Source organism: Polaribacter atrinae (assembly GCF_038023995.1).
GTDB classification, from domain to species: Bacteria; Bacteroidota; Bacteroidia; order Flavobacteriales; family Flavobacteriaceae; genus Polaribacter; species Polaribacter atrinae.
On record NZ_CP150660.1, the window covers coordinates 2,698,842 to 2,717,153 of the forward strand.

General features: G+C 32.4%; 11 protein-coding genes and 1 pseudogene. 9 read left to right on the forward strand and 3 right to left on the reverse strand.

The genetic code is table 11. The annotated features are described in order from the left end of the window. Positions 1–9 precede the first annotated feature (9 nt). From WG945_RS11800 to WG945_RS17780, 7 genes are all read left to right on the forward strand, one after another. Positions 10–900, forward strand: coding sequence for a discoidin domain-containing protein (locus WG945_RS11800; RefSeq protein ID WP_068449235.1), 891 nt, complete (start codon positions 10–12; stop codon positions 898–900). Between the two features lie 181 nt (positions 901–1,081). After that, entirely contained in the window at positions 1,082–3,292 is a 2,211-nt protein-coding gene (locus WG945_RS11805) for a M60 family metallopeptidase (protein WP_068449237.1), read from the forward strand. A 43-nt stretch (positions 3,293–3,335) separates the two neighbouring features. After that, positions 3,336–4,688 (forward strand): DUF3472 domain-containing protein, encoded by a 1,353-nt coding sequence (locus tag WG945_RS11810; protein ID WP_068449239.1) that lies wholly within the window; start codon positions 3,336–3,338, stop codon positions 4,686–4,688. A gap of 228 nt (positions 4,689–4,916) precedes the next feature. Beyond that, positions 4,917–7,661 (forward strand): glycoside hydrolase family 95 protein, encoded by a 2,745-nt coding sequence (locus WG945_RS11815; RefSeq protein ID WP_082864208.1) that lies wholly within the window; start codon positions 4,917–4,919, stop codon positions 7,659–7,661. Between the two features lie 179 nt (positions 7,662–7,840). Further along, positions 7,841–10,261 carry a VPS10 domain-containing protein gene (locus WG945_RS11820; RefSeq protein WP_068449241.1) on the forward strand — a complete coding sequence of 807 codons (2,421 nt, stop codon included), beginning with the start codon at positions 7,841–7,843 and terminating at the stop codon, positions 10,259–10,261. Beyond that, the gene (locus tag WG945_RS11825; protein WP_068449243.1) at positions 10,258–14,322 is read left to right on the forward strand and encodes a LamG-like jellyroll fold domain-containing protein; all 4,065 of its coding nucleotides are present in this window, start codon (positions 10,258–10,260) and stop codon (positions 14,320–14,322) included. The genes WG945_RS11820 and WG945_RS11825 overlap by 4 nt, the downstream gene beginning before the upstream one ends. A 272-nt stretch (positions 14,323–14,594) precedes the next feature. Then, positions 14,595–14,906, forward strand: a complete 312-nt coding sequence (locus tag WG945_RS17780; protein WP_394364774.1) for a hypothetical protein — start codon at positions 14,595–14,597, stop codon at positions 14,904–14,906. On the opposite strand, the pseudogene WG945_RS11830 reads toward WG945_RS17780, so the two are convergent. Then, positions 14,886–15,109: pseudogene (locus WG945_RS11830) on the reverse strand (ATP-binding protein); the annotation flags it as partial. The gene WG945_RS17780 and the pseudogene WG945_RS11830 sit on opposite strands and share 21 nt — an antisense overlap. Here WG945_RS11830 and WG945_RS11835 point away from each other — a divergent pair. Together WG945_RS11835 and WG945_RS11840 are read left to right on the forward strand one after the other, a co-directional pair. Then, positions 15,088–15,387, forward strand: a complete 300-nt coding sequence (locus WG945_RS11835; protein ID WP_340866610.1) for a DNA/RNA non-specific endonuclease — start codon at positions 15,088–15,090, stop codon at positions 15,385–15,387. The pseudogene WG945_RS11830 and the gene WG945_RS11835 overlap by 22 nt on opposite strands. Positions 15,388–15,508: 121 nt before the next feature. Further along, positions 15,509–16,351, forward strand: coding sequence for a DMT family transporter (locus tag WG945_RS11840; protein ID WP_262501937.1), 843 nt, complete (start codon positions 15,509–15,511; stop codon positions 16,349–16,351). Positions 16,352–16,355: 4 nt separating this feature from the next. On the opposite strand, the gene WG945_RS11845 is transcribed toward WG945_RS11840, so the two are convergent. Together WG945_RS11845 and WG945_RS11850 are read right to left on the reverse strand one after the other, a co-directional pair. After that, the gene (locus WG945_RS11845; RefSeq protein WP_068449249.1) at positions 16,356–17,891 is read right to left on the reverse strand and encodes a YifB family Mg chelatase-like AAA ATPase; all 1,536 of its coding nucleotides are present in this window, start codon (positions 17,889–17,891) and stop codon (positions 16,356–16,358) included. A gap of 30 nt (positions 17,892–17,921) precedes the next feature. Continuing rightward, on the reverse strand, positions 17,922–18,305 hold the full coding sequence (locus tag WG945_RS11850) for a hypothetical protein (RefSeq protein ID WP_068449251.1): 384 nt from the start codon (positions 18,303–18,305) through the stop codon (positions 17,922–17,924). Positions 18,306–18,312 lie beyond the last annotated feature (7 nt).

The window sequence follows — 18,312 nt, forward strand, 5'->3', positions numbered from 1 at the left end:
AATATTATTATGAGAAAAATATTATATACCGCAATAGTAGCACTTTTATTAATAGGGTGTGACGATTCTAACGATAGTAACATAGCAGAACCAACCGATGTAGTAAGTGTTAGCGCTGAATCTCGATTAGGAGGAGCCTTAGTAAAATGGGATATCCCTGAAGATGCCGATTATACTTACCTAGAAATAGGTTATGTTAAAAACGGAAAGCAAGTTATTGAACATGCAAGTAAATTTACTGATACTTTATTGGTGGAAGGTCTAATTAATAAAGAAGACTTTTCTTTTACCATAAAATCTGTAAATGAAACTCCCAATGCAAGAACAGAAGGAGCTATACTTACCAGTAATTCGGTAACACCTATTAGAAGGTTACCAGATATTACGTACTATCCAGAAGAATTAGAGAAGTTATCTATAACTAGTGATATGATAGATACTTATACACAAGAAAATAGTGAAGGACCAAAAGCAAACTTGGTAGATGGAGATATTAATACTTACTGGCATTCTGCTTGGTCTAGTGGTGTGGCTCCGTTACCTCACTGGATTGAAATAAACAATACAGAGGTGTCAAATCTTGGTGCTATTAAATATTGGCTTAGACAAAATAATGGAGATAAAGGTGGTAGGCCAACGCAATGGGGACTAGAAACTAGTGAAGATGGAGTTACTTGGGAACGTGTTTGGGAATCTGATGATAACCTATCTGTTTCAGATAGTTCTATAGAACATTCTGTAACTTTTGATAAAAACTATTCTGCAACTAACTTTAGAGTATTAATTCTTAAAGATGGAAGTGGTACTTATGCCCACTTAGGAGAGATTTCATTTTATAAAATGGATTCTAGAATTGTAGACAAAGAACTGGAAGCAGAAGAAGTTTATTATAGCTTCTAAGGTTTCTAAGACCAGATTTATTTTGTTTTTATTGAGTTTGAATTAATGATTGTGCGGTGTGCTTTTTTAAGGATACCGCATAATTACAATTCATTTAAACGCTTAGAATTTTCTATCTTCTTTACTGTATACAACTTTATTTAGAGTAGAGTATTCAGTTAAAATTTAAAACCATTTCAAAATGTACCTTAAAACATTCAAAATATTTTTACTATTTGTAATATTATTTTCTGTTAGTTGCTCAGAAAGTGCTAACACTGCAGTACAACCAGAAATAGAGAATCCAAAAATTACAGATCCAGAAAAATATGAGCCTACCAATGCAAATAGTATAGATAAAGATGTTAAAATATCTCCAAATAGTGCATCTGCAAGTGAGTATCAAAGTGGAACAGATATTCAAAAAACAATAGATGGAGATAAATCCACAATTTATCATAGTAGATGGGGAGATGCTACAGAATATCCGGTAGAACTTATTTATAATTTTTCGGATACTAAAGATTTAATAGATTATTTCGTGCTTTATCCGCGTAGCGATGCTACAAATGGTGATATTTTAGAATTATCAGTTTATACAAAAGCTCAAGGAGAAAGTGATTATGCTTTGTTTAAAGAATATGTTTTTACAAATGGAAATTCTCCTAAAATGATAGCATTTCCTGAAGGGTTTGTAAATCCGGCTTCTATAAAATTATCCGTAACTAAAGGAGTAAACGATTTTGTTAGTCTTGCAGAAATTGAGTTTTATAAAGAAAGCGCAACTTTAGAAGCTAGCTTAAGTGTTTTTAGTGATAAAGCCTGTACAGTACTTGTACCAGGAACTACAAGAGAAGATATTGATAATATAGATAATGAGTTTATAAAAGCGATGGCATTAGCTATTTTTAATGAAGTTTATGAAGAGTTTAGAATAGGCAATTTTAAAAGCTATGCAAATCCAGACATTGCTAGTATTGCAAATAAAACAGGAACCTATGGTATTTACGATAATGCGACCGGAATTTATGTTAAATGGGGTACAGATATGGTTGTTTTTATGAACGATTTTGAAGGAGAAATATCTTTACGAGTTGTAAATCACAATCAAGGTTTTGGAGGTGTCGATTATGTTCTAAAACCAGGAGTAAATAGGTTTCAAGTAAATACAGAAGGACTTGCTTATTTAATATATCAAAATGAAGCACAATATGAAGTAAAAGCTAATTTTGCCACAGGAAAAATTAACGGCTATTTTGATGTTGCCAAGCACACTAATGAAGATTGGCAAGCGCTTATTGATAATGCAGAATATACTTATTTTGATGTGTTGGGTGAATTGTCAATGTTATCTTTTACCACTGCAGATTTCCGTCAGTACAACACCAATATTACAGAGCTTATTGGATTATATGATAATATGGTGGATCTAGAACAGGATTTTCTAGGATTGTATAAATATGATAGAGCCAATAAATCTCGCATGTATTACAGAACAAATACACATCAAGATATGTTTATGTACGCTACAAGTAATAGGACAGAGTACCATAAAAGTACCATGCCAGGACTTATTAACCCTAATACATTAAAAACAGATCCTTGGGGGCCAGCACACGAAATTGGGCATATTAACCAAACTAGTCCAGGTTTAAAATGGCTAGGATTAACCGAAGTTACCACAAATATTTATAGCCTTTATGTACAAACTACTTGGGGTAACGCAGCTAGAATAGATGAAGAAGTTGTTGCTCCTTATAATAATCGTTATGAAAATGCATTAACTGAAATTGTAGCGGCAAATATTTCTCATGCAGAACACGGTGATGTGTTTTGTAAGTTAGTTCCGTTTTGGCAATTACAATTATATTTTTCTGATGTATTAGGAAAAAAAGATTTTTATAAAGACGTTCATGAGATTATTAGAACAACAGAAGATGCTGATACTAATGGAGAATCGCAAATTGAATTTGCTAAAATTTGTTCGGATGCAGCAGAAACAGATTTAACAGCATTTTTTATTGACTGGGGCTTTCTAAAAGTAGTAGATAAAGAACTTAACGATTATGGAGCAGGTACTATAACCGTTACACAAACTATGGTAGATGATGCTATTGCAGATATTAAATCTAAAGGTTATCCAGAACCAGCCATGAAGTTACAATTTATACACGAGCAAAGTTTAAACATTTACAAAAGTAAAGGGGCGCTTAGTATTGGAAATGCTTCTGTGGTTAATAATGAAATAACGATAACAGGAACAAATAATGCGGTTGTATATCAACAAGAAAGAGATGGAAATATTATATATATATCTGTAAGAGATAAGTTTACTGTTACTTCTTTTAATGCTTCAGATAAAATATTTGCAGTTGGTTATGATGGAGAACGTCAAGAAATTTCAGTGCAGTAATTGTAAATCCTAAAAATAATTTTCTAGTAAAAAAAGGAATAAAATGATATATAATAAAATAAAAAACATTCTTTCAAGTATTTCTATAATCACACTTTCGGTGTTTTTGATAGGTAATTTATTCTCTTGTAAAAGTGATAAAAAACCAAATCAAATTGCTGCTACTGCAATAAAACCTCTTTCTTTTGAGATACCAGCAAAAGGAAATAGTTGGGTTACAAATAATGTAGCCTCAAACAATAGAATTATTAGAGAAAACGGAATTAGAAATTGGAACGATTCTGAAACACAAATTAAAACCTATTTTAAAACAGAAAAAACGGGGAAGATTAAGTTGATATTAAGGTTAAATACAATAGACGAATCATCTAAAATTAGCATTTCTTTAGGTAATGATGTGAAGGAACTTACCATAAAAAAATCTGATAAGAAGGAGGTTTTTGCAGGAGAATTTAATATAACTACAGCAGGTTATCAAACTATAGAAATTAAAGGATTACAAAAAGATGGCGCTGTATATGCAGATATCAATGCTTTTATTATTGAAGGAGCTGCTACCGCAGGGAATATTTACTTTATTAAAGAAGATTTTTATTTTGGTAGACGAGGACCCTCGGTACATTTATCTTATGAGTTACCAAAAGAAAAAAAAGTAACCTATTTTTATAATGAAATTAATGTTCCTGAAGGAGAAGATGTTATTGGGTCTTATTACATGGCAAACGGATTTAAAGATGGTTATTTTGGTATTCAGGTAAATTCAGAAACTGAACGTCGTATTCTATTTTCAGTTTGGAGTCCTTTTGATACTCAAGACCCTAATGAAATTCCAGATGATCATAAAATTATTTTACTAGATAAAGGAAGTGGTGTAAAAACAGGTGAATTCGGAAACGAAGGGTCTGGTGGTCAGAGTTATAAAGTTTACCCGTGGAAAGCTTCCACAACGTATAAGTTTTTATTAAAAGGTGTGCCAGCAGAAAATAATTCAACAGATTATACTGCTTATTTTTATAGTCCAGAAGAGAATAAATGGAATTTAATAGCTAGTTTTCGTAGACCACAGGCTAGTAGATATTTACAAAACCTGTATTCTTTTTTAGAAAATTTTGATACAAAAACCGGATACATTTCTCGAAAAGCAAATTATAATAATCAATGGATATATACCAGCGATAATGAATGGATAGAATTAACAAAAGCAAAGTTTACAGCAGACGCCACTGCAAGAAAAGAATCTAGATTAGATTATGCTGGAGGAGTGGAAGGAAATCAATTTTTTATGAAAAATTGTGGCTTTTTTAGTGAAACTATTCCAATAAATACTGCGTTTACAAGAATAAAAAATGGGATAGCTCCAGACATCAATTTTTCTAATCTAGAAACTTTAAAGTAAGAAGTAATCTAAAGCTTAAAAAAATACCTTAATGTTATCTATAGGGTGATGGTTTAAAGTTTACCAATTATAACAACTCGTTTAAAAGATGATTTATCAGTAAAGATGAAAATAGGTATTTCAAAAGATAGGATCTATGTTTCAACTTCAGAGACATATAGTTAATCAAATAAATTGAAGCTAATTCAGTGACCATATATTGTTTAGGGTTAGGTTAAAAAAAAGCAAATGAAACAAAAATTTTCAATCGTATTATTGTTTTTACTAACAACAATAGCATACTCACAAGTTTCACCAATAATTTCAACTTATAATAGTGAAACTTGGTATTATATAAATTTTAAAGTTGGAGGAGCTGTTTTACAGGACATGGGAGATGGTGAAAGACTTTCTACCAAAGTAGCATTGGAAAATTCTGATGCCCAATTATGGAAATTAACGGGATCAATGGACAAGCTCGTTTTAACAAGTAAGTTAGGAAGAACTATTGATTTTGTTGGAAATAATTTTAAAACTAGTATTTCTACCAATGTTGACTTTAAGTTAGTTGAGACTTTGAATCAAAATCTTAGTCCAGCATGGGAATTGCAAATAAATGGTAGCTCTAAGGCGATGAACCAATTAGGAGGAGCAGGACCTGAAAAAGAGTTGGGAGAATGGAGTTTAGGAGATGATAACAATCTTCTAGAGTTTAATTTGCCGTTAGAAATGGGATTCCTTCCAGAAAAACCAGCTGAAGTGAGAATGACAGGAAGTGCAAGTAAACCAAAATCGGCACTGTCTTTATGGTATAGAGAGCCAGCTACTGTTTGGATGACTTCTGCATTGCCTATAGGTAATGGTGAGTTTGGTGCTATGGTTTTTGGTGGAGTTGCTCAAGAAGAAATTCAATTCAATGATAAATCACTTTGGACAGGAGGTAAAGGAGGTTATGGTTTTTATCAAAATTTTGGAAGTTTATTTATTAATACGAATAATATTACAAGTGTCTCTAATTATAGGAGAACTTTAGATATAGAAAATGCTGTTGCAGACGTAACTTTTGAATCGAATGGCGTGCAGTATACAAGAGAATATTTCTCAAGTAAAGTTGATGACGTTGTAGTAATACGATTGTCAAGTTCTGCTTCTAGTATGATAGATGTCGATTTAATATTATGGGACGCACATGCAATAACACCTAAATACCAAGACAATACTATTTCATTAGACGGAAAGTTAGATTTATTAAATTTCAATACAAAAATAGAAGTAAAAAATGAAGGAGGAACTCTTTCTACTTTTGATGGTAAAATAACAGTTAAAGATGCGGATGCTGTAACAATAATATTAAGAGGAAAAACTAATTTTTCTCCTAGTAGTCCAAATTATATTTTTCCTAAAGAAAACCTTAACAGAATAGTACAAGATATCGTTGGGTCAGCTTCTAATAAATCTTATGAATCCCTAAAATCAGATCATATTTCTGATTATAAATCATTATTCGATAGAGTTTCATTGGATTTAGGAGATATGAATAATGTGATACCAACAAAAGACCTTGTAAAAGCGTACGATGGAGGTGTGCAAAATAATTTTTTAGAAACACTGTATTTCCAATACGGACGTTATTTAATGATATCTTCTGCAAGAGGAATGGATTCACCTTCAAACTTACAAGGAATATGGAATAATTCGAACACACCACCGTGGCATAGTGATCTCCATGCTAACATTAATGTTCAAATGAATTACTGGTTGGCAGAGAACACAAACTTGTCAGAATTACATAATACTTTTTTAAATTACCTATATAATGAAGCGATAGTTCATGATCAATGGAAACAAAATGCCCTTGATTCAGGTCAAACTAAAGGATGGACACTTTATACTGAGAATGATATTTTTGGAAGCAATGGAGGGTTTGCAACAAACTATGTTGTTGCAAATGCTTGGGTTTCTATGCATTTATGGCAACATTACAGGTATACGTTAGACAAAACGTTTTTATTAGAAAAGGCATATCCTGTTATGAAAAGTTCTGCAGAGTTTTGGCTAGAACGTTTGGTGAGAGATTCAGATGGTTCTTGGGTTTGTCCTAATGAATATTCACCAGAGCATGGTCCAGAAGCAGAAAATGGTGTAGCCCATGCGCAACAATTAGTTTGGGATTTGTTCAATAGTACAATTCTTACCATGGATATATTAGGAAATGATGTTGCAGCGGACATAGATTTTAAAAAAGAATTACAAGCTAAGTTTGAAAGTTTAGATACAGGTTTGGCAATTGATAATGACGGACATCTTAGAGAATGGAAATATTCTCCTCGTAGTGTTGGGCAACCAGGGCATCGTCACATTTCTCATTTAATAGGATTGTACCCAGGAAATCAAATTTCTCCTCTAATTGACCAAGATATTTTTAATGCAGCAATTGTTTCCTTGCGTGATAGAGGAGATGAAGGGACAGGTTGGTCAATGGGATGGAAAATTAACTTATGGGCACGAGCATTGGATGGCGATCATGCACATGAAATTTTGAGCGGTGCACTAAATTATGTAGAAAACACGAGTAACGGAGGTGGAGTTGGTGGAGGTGTTTATGGTAATCTTTTAGATGCACATCCTCCATTTCAAATAGATGGTAATTTTGGAGTAACCGCGGGTATTGCAGAAATGTTATTACAAAGTCATACGGGTACTATTCAAATATTACCAGCTTTACCAAGTGTTTGGAAGAGTGGTAGTGTAAAAGGGTTAAGAGCAATAGGTCTTTTTGAAATTGATATAGATTGGAACAATAATAAAGCAACTAAAATAGGAATACAATCAAAGTCGGATTCTATTTGTGTTTTAAATTACCCTTCAATAAAAGAGGCGAATATTATAAATAAAGAAACGGGAGAATCTGTCCGTTTTAAGGTAATTTCAGATTCTATAGTGTCGTTTTTAGCAAATAAGAATGTTGATTACATAGTAATATTTCCTAATTAAAAACCATTAGGATTAATCTTTCTAAGATTGTTAAAGTAAAAATATTATAAGGTAATGTTAGTAAAACACATTAAAAAATCAAAAACAATTTGTCTGTTAGTTAGTTTTAAATTTTTTTGATAGAAATGAAGCTGCTTTAGATAGAATTACAGAGGTTAAAAAAAATAAAGTATTTAATTATGAAAAAAATCACTCTAATAGTTTTTTTATTAATCTATAATATATGCGATGCACAAATTAGTAATCAATGGTCGCAAATATTCTTAAAATGGAATGTTAAGCAAGATAATGGAGGAACAGGTGTAGTTCGTTCCATAAGAATTGATCCTAGTGATACAAATTCGGTTTTAATAGGTGCGTCAACAGCAGGAATTTGGCACACAGCAAATGCCGGAGAAGACTATAGATTAGTTTCTGTAGGTGTTCCTGAAGTAGAATGGGTAAATGAAATTGTTTTCAGTAGAAAAAATCCAAAAATTGTATATGCTGGTACTGATATTGGTGTGGTTAAATCTATAGACGGTGGTTTAAATTGGAATTATACAGGATTAAAAAAAGAAAAACCTGCTAAATATGGCGATTTATTATGGGTAGATGTATCAGATAAAAGCAGTAGCATTGTATACGCTACTGTAGAAGAATCAGGTTCGTATAGATTACTGAAATCTAAAAATGGAGGAGACTCTTGGAAAGAAATGTATAAAACATCTTCCAAAATTTGGGATATGCGTGTAAAACCAAATAATCCAAATATTGTATATATTTTAGAAGAATCATCAACAACAAAGTGGATTAATTTTAAAAGATCAACAGATAGCGGAGTTACATTTACAACAATAAATAATGGCTTTCCTGCTGATTATAGCACAGATTCTCACAGAGCAAGATTGGGAACAACACCTGCAAATAATAATGTGGTTTATGTTGCAATTGGTTACAATGGAGGCGGTGATAATGATAAAATTTCTTTCTTTAAATCTTCAAACGCCGGAATTTCTTTTGATAAAAAATGTTGTGGTAACCCAACAAATCCTTTGGAAAATGCAAATGGTGCAACAGACTTTTTATATGAAACTTGCCATTTAGCACAATTAACTTGGAATTTTGCTTTTACAGTATCTGAAACCGATGAGAATTTTTTAGCCTGTGCAGCAAATAAGCTAAAAGTAAGTAAAGACGGTGGAGCAACTTGGGGTTACGATGTTACTGGAAATATAATAACAGGAAAACAGTACGATTATTATAAATCTAACAATGCACATACAGGAGTACACGGGGATCATCACGGACTTTCTGTTATTGGAACTCAAATATGGAATGGAAATGATGGCGGTGTGTACCATTCTTCAGACGGAGGAAAAACAGTTGTGTACGATAAAAGTGATGGCTTAGGTTTACAAGAACTTTGGGGATTTAGCCAATCATTTAAAAATGATATTATGGCTGTAGGGTTAAATCATAATCAAATATGTTTTAGAGATGATGCTGTTTATGGTGGTTGGATTGGGGTAAACGGAGCAGATGCTATGGCAGCAAATGTAAACCCTATAGACGATCAATTTATGTATAATCACCCTTGGGGGCATGAAAGAGTTGAAAGAGCTTTAGCAGGCGTTAAAGGGCATAAAATGCAAAAACTGGGTATTGAGTTAGGGTATATTACATTAGATAATCTTGAATTTCATCCACACCAATATTATACCATGTACGGAAGTGATTATGGAGATAGGAATAAAACGTACAAGCTTACAAAATCTACGGATAATGCAGAGAGTTGGCAAGTTATAAAGAGTTTTGAGGATGAAAAGAAAAATGCCGTTTCTGTAAAAGTAAGTTTTGCCAATTCAAATTATGTATATGCTGTTGTTGAACCGAATCGTGTAATTAAATCTGTTGATGAAGGAAAAACTTGGACAGAAGTTGGGCCACCTAGTACTTTAATTAAAAATACAACTTTATGGAGGTTAGCGGTAAGTGATAAAAATCCTGAACATTTATGGGTTACGTCCAAAAAAGGAACGAAAGCACAAGTCTTTTTCTCTAATAATGGTGGTAGAACTTGGAGTGATTATTCCGAGGGATTGCCAAATCAACCCGTATATTCAATAATTTACCAAAGAGGGAGTGATGATATTCTTTATCTAGGAACTGGTTTTGGTGTTTATTACAGAAAAAAGAATATGTCTGAATGGAAACTTTTTGGAACAGGTATGCAAGCAGGTAAGACTCCTTTTATGTTTATCAATTATGCAAAAGGTAAATTACGATTAGGAACCTCTAGAGGTTTATGGGAAGTTAATTTGTTAAAATTAACAGCTCCAAAAGCTAATATTACAGCCAATAAGTCAACTTTTAATGAAGAAAATCCTGTAATAAAATTTGCAGATTATTCTGTAGCAGATAAAGATGCAACATATGCATGGAGTTTCCCTGGTGGATTTCCAGCTACTTCAACATTAGAACGACCAGAAATTAGGTATTCTAAAGTTAACGGAACTAGCTTTAATGTTACTTTAACTGTTACAGATGCACGTGGTACAAGTACACAAACCTTAAAGGATTTTATAAAATATGCAAAAAATAAAACTATAATAAAATGAAAAAAATAATATTATTTCTTATCGTATTGGTAAGTCCGTTTGTGTTTTCACAAGAAAAGAAGAAAAATGATCATGAATACGAAATGAAGCACAAAGCCAAACCTTGGTTTGCTGAGATGAAGGATGGCAGTAACTACCATCAAGTAAAAGCTAACTTCGATACTTATTTTGGCAACAGAGTTTGGGATAAAAGCAAACCTAGATCTATTGGGCAGCAGTGGTTAAAACAAAAATTATTTTATCTTGATAAAGATGGGTTTGTACAGGCAGAACCGTATGCAAAAGAAATGAGTCAACTGAACTCACCTTTAAATACTTTTCAAAATGAAACTACAAGAGTTTTAGGTTCTTGGAACCTTATTGGCCCGGTAAATAGTAGTGAGACTGGTTACTCTGGCAGTGGTAGTCATGGAGGCTATGTATTTTTAAATCGTATAGATCCAACCAATAGCGCAAAACGATTTGTATCATTTGTAACGGGTGGTTTATGGGTAACAGAAAACTCTGGTGAAAGTTGGACAATTGTTGATACAAATTTACCAGATGATAAATATCAAGATTTAGATGTTGCCATATCAAATCCAGATATCGTATATGCTATTAGCGATCAACAAGTAATTAAATCTACAGATGGTGGTTTAAATTGGGCTTCTACCACCTTAATAAAATCTAATTATAGTGGGGAAGCATATGATATTGCCGTTTCTACAAGCAACCCAGACATTGTTATAGCAAGATGGGGGAAAAATATTTATAGAACTACAGATGGTGGCGTTACTTGGGTGTCGGTATTAACAGGTTTAGCAGAACACCAAACATGGGATAGTAGTGTGCATAGCGAAATGGTAGATTGGAGTACTACAAATTCTGATGTAGTGTACTCAGTAAGTACAAGTCATAATAACAGGGTTCTTGTACACCGTTCAGATGATGCTGGCGCAACATTTTCTTTGATGAAAGTATTAAGTTTAGAAGCCTCGGCAAATGGAAGTATTGTGGGGTGGGCAAAATTAATGTTGCCTTCATCAAATAGCAATTCTATTTACGTAGCTGTTGGTAGTGGCGATAATCCTTATGCCCACAGATCTGCTCATTTGTACAAATTAAATGCAGTTACCGGTGCTATAGAACTCACCAAAACCAATATGATTACTGGTGTAGGAGACCCAAGAAAACATGATTCTTATTTGCATCATGGTGATATTGCTATGGATAGAAGTAATGAAAATAAAATTGTTTATGGCTCTTATGCAGGTACAAAAGTGTTTGTATCTAACGACAATGGAGGTTCTTTTACGCTTTCACAAGCAACTACGCATTCAGATATTAGATCAGTTGATGTTGTAGATGGTTTATTATTAGTTGGCTCTGATGGTGAAACTGTAGATTCTACGGACGATGCTCAAACTTTAAAAACTATAACCAATAGTATTAGTAATCATGAATTATGGGGTTTTGGTAGTGCTTTTAAATCAAATTTAGTAGCTTCTGGTAATAATCATGGACCAGTAATGGTTAAAGAATCAGCTAATGGTTTTGATTGGTATAATGGTCCAGGAGCAGATCAAGGAAACACAGATGTAAATCCTTTAGATACGAGATATATTTATAGTCAAGGGTATAGTAATTACAGGTTTTTTAGACCAGGAGTGCACCAAATAACGAATCAAGCAAACTCTTTAGACCTTGGTGGTATTTATAGTTATTTTAATTCCATTGAGTTTCATCCTAATAATTATTACACCATTATTACGCATCACGCAGGGCAATATCCAACGAATAATCCGAATTTAACAACTTGGAAAAACTCATTAATTAAAACGGAAGATAATGGGAATACTTTATCAATCGTAAAAACATTTAACGAACAAGTTTTTAGAGAAAAAATCTCTATGAAAAACCCAAATCATATGTATGTGGTAACGGGTTTAACCAATAACAAAGTTTGGCACACTGCTGATGCAGGAGTAACTTGGACAAATATAACTCCAAAATCAAGCACCACTTTAGGACAAAAAAACATCTCTGATATTGCTGTAAGTGATGAAAACCCCAATGAAGTTTGGGTTACGTATAGTGGTGTGCAATCGGCTTGTAAAATTATAAAATCTTCAGATTACGGAGCAACTTGGACCAATTTAACTCAAGCTAATTTAACAAGTTTTCCAATGACAAAAATTGTCTTTCAACGAGGTTCTGATGGTGGTGTGTATGTTGGTAATAAAAGCGGCGTTTATTACAGAAACAATAGTATGCCTAATTGGATACCTTTAGGCACTGGTTTACCTATGGTTGATGTTCGATTTATGTTTATTAACTACAATGAAAATAAACTTAAAATAGGAACTTCTAGAGGAGCATTTTCTCATGAATTGTATGAAATAAGCCCACCAAACGCATTAATTTCTTCTAATACTGCCCAAATAACATGTGCAGCAATAGAAAATGTTCAATTTAAAGATTATTCGGTTGTAAGAAATGCATCTGCCACTTGGCAATGGAGTTTTCCTGGAGGTACACCAGCAAAATCAAACGAAGAAAACCCTGAAGTATCTTATGTAAATGCAGCAAGTGGTTTGTATGATGTTACACTTACGGTAACAGATGCTTATGGTACAAGTACACAAACATTAACAAATTTTATTGAAGTAGCCAATGAATGTGGTTCTCCAGAACCAGAACCAACACCTGGAAATGTAGCTTCTTTTTCAGGACCAAGTAATAAGGATTATATTAGTATTGGAGATTTGGGACTTAACAATAATTCTTTTACCTTTTCTACCTGGATAAAACCCGATGGAATTCAAGTAGATTATAGTGGAATTTTTAGTGTACAAGATAGTGGAAATGACTTCATATTAAATTTTGTTGGTGGTAACAATACGCTAGGGTATCATCCTAATTGGAGTTGGACCTCTTCAGGTTTGCAAGTTCCACCAAATGAATGGTCGCATGTGGCATTAGTAAGTGATGGTAGCGTTGTTAAGATTTATTTAAATGGAGTGGAAAGTATACATAATGCTGCTATAGGTTCAAAGGCAATAAACGTTATAGATTTAGGTCGTTATGGTAGAAATCAAGCTGCAGATGTACGTTATACAAAATTAGAAATGGATGAAGTTTCAATATGGAACAGGCCTTTAAGTAAAGATGAAATTAGAGCATCTAGGCATTTAACAAAAAAAACTACAGACCCTATATTTAATGGCTTGGTAGCGTATTATCAGTTTAACGAAACCCAAGGAAATATTTCATTAAATAAAGTGAACAACCCAAGTTCTAGCTTTGGAACTTATAAAGGTATTAGTGGCTCTAATCACATACCATCAACTGCACCTGTTTTTAGCGGTAAAAGTCAAAAAATGACAATTAATTCTGCAGGAATAAAAGATTTTGATACTGCAGGAGTTGCTATGAATTTTGATACAGGTACGTATCCTGATGGTGATGTTTGGGTGTCTACAAGTACTATAAATCCTGATGTTTTGCCAGACGGTTTTACAAACTTTAATTCTTATACTATTGTAAATAATTATGGTACAAATACTACATTTACACCTTTACAATCAATATCATTTACAGGAAACAGCAATTTTACAAATACAACAGCTTCTTTGTATAACCTTTATAGTAGACCAACAAATGCTTTTGGAAATACTTGGGGCTCAAAGATTGATACTGCTGATACCATCGTTGATGCATCTGGCGCTTCTACCGTTGTAACTTTTTCAGATGGACTTGCCATTGATACTTTTGGTCAATTTGTACTTTCTAATAAAGATACATCATTATCTACTGAAGATATAGTGCTTAATGATGATAAAAATATACCAATTATGTATCCAAATCCTATTGATAAAAAAGATACGTTTCATGTTACTCTTCCGCAAAATTGGGAGAAAGCATCGATAATAATTTATAATATTTTTGGACAAAAAGTAGCAAAATCTTCTTTAAAAATAGATGATAATAAATTACGATTAAACCTTACATCAGGTGTTTACACAGTTAAGGTATTTAATCAAACTAAAAATTACACTAAAAAGATAATTATGAATTAAGCGTATACTATTCTTTATTTATGATGAGATCTTCTGCCTAAAAATTAATTTGTTCATAATTTAAGGCAGAAGATTTTCTGTGTTTTATAACTTTTCTCATTACATTTATCCTTTTAATTAAAACACTAAATACCAATGTTTTATAAAATCAATTAAAATTGATAGAAAGTTATATACCAAATAACGAAAGTATAAATACAAAAATTTCAAAAGCAAATGTTGGTTGGCATTAAGATCATAGTTTAAAAGTTATAAATTCTGTGGTACAAGCCATGCAAAGTTCAAACCCTACTTTGTATACAGATAATTTTAGGTTTTTAAGGAAAATATTATTGAAATTCAATTATTTTCCAAGAGGAAAAGTAAAAGCTCCAAAACACGTAAAACCACCAGAAGTAGTATTAAAAGCTGATATCATTAAACAATTAATAACCTCAAAAGAGCATATTACTGTAATTATTAACTTATACAAAGATGCTTATTTTGTACATCCTATATTTGGAAATGTAAATACATTAAGAGTATTTTCTTTTTTAAATGCGCATACAAATCATCATCTAAAAATAATAAAAGCCATTATGTGAAAATGAAATTTCTCCTGGTCTTGGATATTTGCCTCCACCAACGAGCGATACATTAGAAATTGTGTGATGTGGACCTCTAAAAGGATGTTGATGTAGCAATCCGTTATTTTTAGTTTTACCAACCACAGAATGGATTTTGTAGTTTCTAGCGCTTCGTGCAACGTCATTGGTGGTAAAATACTTGGTAACCTTTCTATCAACAAGTACAACCAACCAAGTGGTGCATCATGAGAATTATTCATTATCATACAGCGAAAAATATGAACAAGCAGAATGGGTTGCCTTAGACAAAACAGACGGTAAAATTAAAATGTTGGCTTTTTTAATGCGTAATAAAGAATCAAAATCGCCTTTATACAAATTTGTGGTTTCGGTTGATGAAATAGAAGCGTTAACTGGTATTGATTTCTTTGCGCAATTAGATGACACTATAGAAGAAAAATTAGAAAGTTCTAGCAGTTATAAAAGTTGGAGTTTTTAATAGAAAAAGTAATCAAAATCTTTCAGACATTAAATCAAGGTTCTTAGTAATCAAAGGTAGTTTTCCTTATTTTAATCTTATTTTTGTGCCCTTATAATCTAAACAGTACAAGTACTTCTTTATGAAAAGCTCAAAGGCAATTTTTTATATGATTTTTAGTGTCATTGCATTTTCACTAATGAATACAGTTGTAAAATATTTAAATGATTTTAGTGCCTATCAAATTGTGTTTTTTAGATCTATTGGTACCTTGTTTTTTACGGTGCCATTAATTTTAAAAGCGAAGATTCCTATTCTGGGTAACAATAAAAAACTGTTGTTTATTAGAGGGCTTGCAGGAGTAATTTCCTTAACAACTTTTTTTCAGGCTTTAAATTATTTAGCAATTGGTACGGCGGTTTCATTAAGATATACTTCTCCTATTTTTGCTGCTATTTTAGCACTTATTTTCTTAAAAGAAAAAATAAAGCCAGTTCAATGGTTTTTGTTTTTATTATCATTTACAGGGGTTTTGGTTATTAAAGGTTTTGGAGTAGATGTAGATTCTATTGGAATAGTATTAGTTCTTTTATCTGCAATTTCTTTAGGTGTAATTTTTGTAGTAATTCGTAAAATTGGAGATACAGAAAATCCATTAGTAATTATCAATTACTTTATGGTAATGGCTTTTGTTTTTGGAGGTATTATGTCTGTCAATAACTGGAAAAACCCTAATTCATTAGAATGGTTACTGTTATTAAGTTTAGGTGTTTTTGGTTATGTTGGTCAATTATATATGACCAAAGCATTACAATCTCACGAAACAAATGTAATTGCTCCTTTAAAATATTTAGAAGTGGTTTTTATGATTGCTATTGGTGCTTTTTGGTTTGGGGAAATCTATAATTTATGGACCTTGTTAGGTGTCTTTTTAATTATGTTTGGTTTGCTTTATAATATTTATATTAAGAATAAAAAAAGTTAATTATTTACCCCAACCAGCCATCTCTATCCAAGCTTCTGTATTGTATTGCCTCTGCAATATGATCTGGAGAAATATCTTTAGAGTTTGCTAAATCTGCGATTGTTCTGGATACTTTTAATATTCTATCATAAGCCCTGGCTGAAAGGTTTAATTTTTCCATAGCAGTTTTTAAAAGAGTTAAACTTTCTGGTGATAATTTACAGAATTCACGAATCTGTTTTACACTCATTTGTGCATTATAATGTACGTTTTCAAAGTCTTTAAATCGCTCAGACTGTATTTCTCTAGATTCCGTAACTCGTTTTCTGATGTCTACACTAGATTCTCCTTTGCGTTCTTCAGATAATTTTGCAAACGGAACAGGAGTTACTTCTATATGAATATCAATTCTGTCTAATAAAGGTCCTGATATTTTACTCAAATAACGTTGCATTTCTTGTGGAGAAGAAGTCATCGGGCTGCTTGGGTCATTAAAAAAACCACTCGGACTCGGGTTCATACTTGCCACCAGCATAAAACTACTTGGGTAGGTAACTGTAAATTTTGCTCTAGAAATAGTAACTTCTCTGTCTTCTAAAGGTTGACGCATAACTTCTAAAACATCTCTTTTAAATTCAGGTAATTCATCTAAAAACAAAACACCATTATGCGATAACGAAATTTCTCCAGGTCTTGGGTATTGTCCGCCGCCGACCAAAGCTACATTCGAAATTGTGTGATGTGGGCTTCTAAAAGGACGTTGGTATAGCAAACCTTCCTTTTTTATTTTACCAACCACAGAATGAATCTTTGTAGTCTCTAATGCTTCATGCAACGTCATTGGTGGTAAAATAGATGGTAATCTCTTTGCTAACATCGTTTTTCCAGATCCTGGAGGACCAATTAAAATAATATTATGTCCGCCTGCAGCAGCAATTTCCATGCATCGTTTTATAGATTCTTGTCCTTTTACATCAGAAAAATCGAACTCTGGAAAATCTATATTTTTATAAAATTCAGCTCTTGTATCTACAATGGTTGGTTCAATTTTTTTATCCTCATTAAAATGATTGATAACTTCTAAAATATTTTCGACTCCTAAAACCTCTAAATCATCTACAATGGCAGCTTCTTTAGCATTTTCCTTTGGGAGAATTAAATATTTATAACCTTCTTCTCTTGCTTTTATGGCAATTGGTAAAGCACCTCTTATGGGTTGTAGGCTTCCGTCTAAAGAGAGTTCGCCCATAATAATGTATTCATGAATAGCTTCAGATTTTATTTGTGCTGATGCAGCTAAAATTCCAACAGCCAAAGTTAAATCATAAGATGCACCTTCTTTTCTAATATCGGCGGGAGCCATATTGATAATAATTTTTTTACCAGGAAGTTTGTAATTATTGTTGTTAAGTGCGGCAGAAATTCGATAAGAACTCTCACGAACTGCATTGTCTGGTAAACCTACCAAATGGTAGCCAATACCTTTGTCAATATTTACTTCTACGGTAATGGTGGTTGCCTCAATACCAAAAACGGCAGAGCCATAGACTTTTACAAGCATTCTTTTTCTTTTTTCTAAAGATAAAGAAAATTAATTAAGGTTTGGTTGCTTAAAATTAATAGGATCCCATCGTGTAGGATCATTTTTTTGTAAAAAACCTTTTAAAAGGTATTCATCTCGATAACTTTTATAGTCATCATAAATAAATCGAGTAGCTTTTGTACTCAGGTTTTTATCAGAAATTAAAAATTGGTTATCATCAATTTCTTCAAAAGAAATCGTTGAAAATTTATACTGTTTTTTGAAGTTTAAATCCTTATTAATTGAAGTGTAAGAAGGATTAACATCAGCTGTAAGCTGAAAAGAAGAGGTGTAAATACTAACTGGAATAAAATTATTGTTCGTAGTTTGTTGTTGTGAAAAACAAAAACTACCAACAAATAAAGTTAAAAGTAAGAAATTGTATTTTTTCATAGTACGT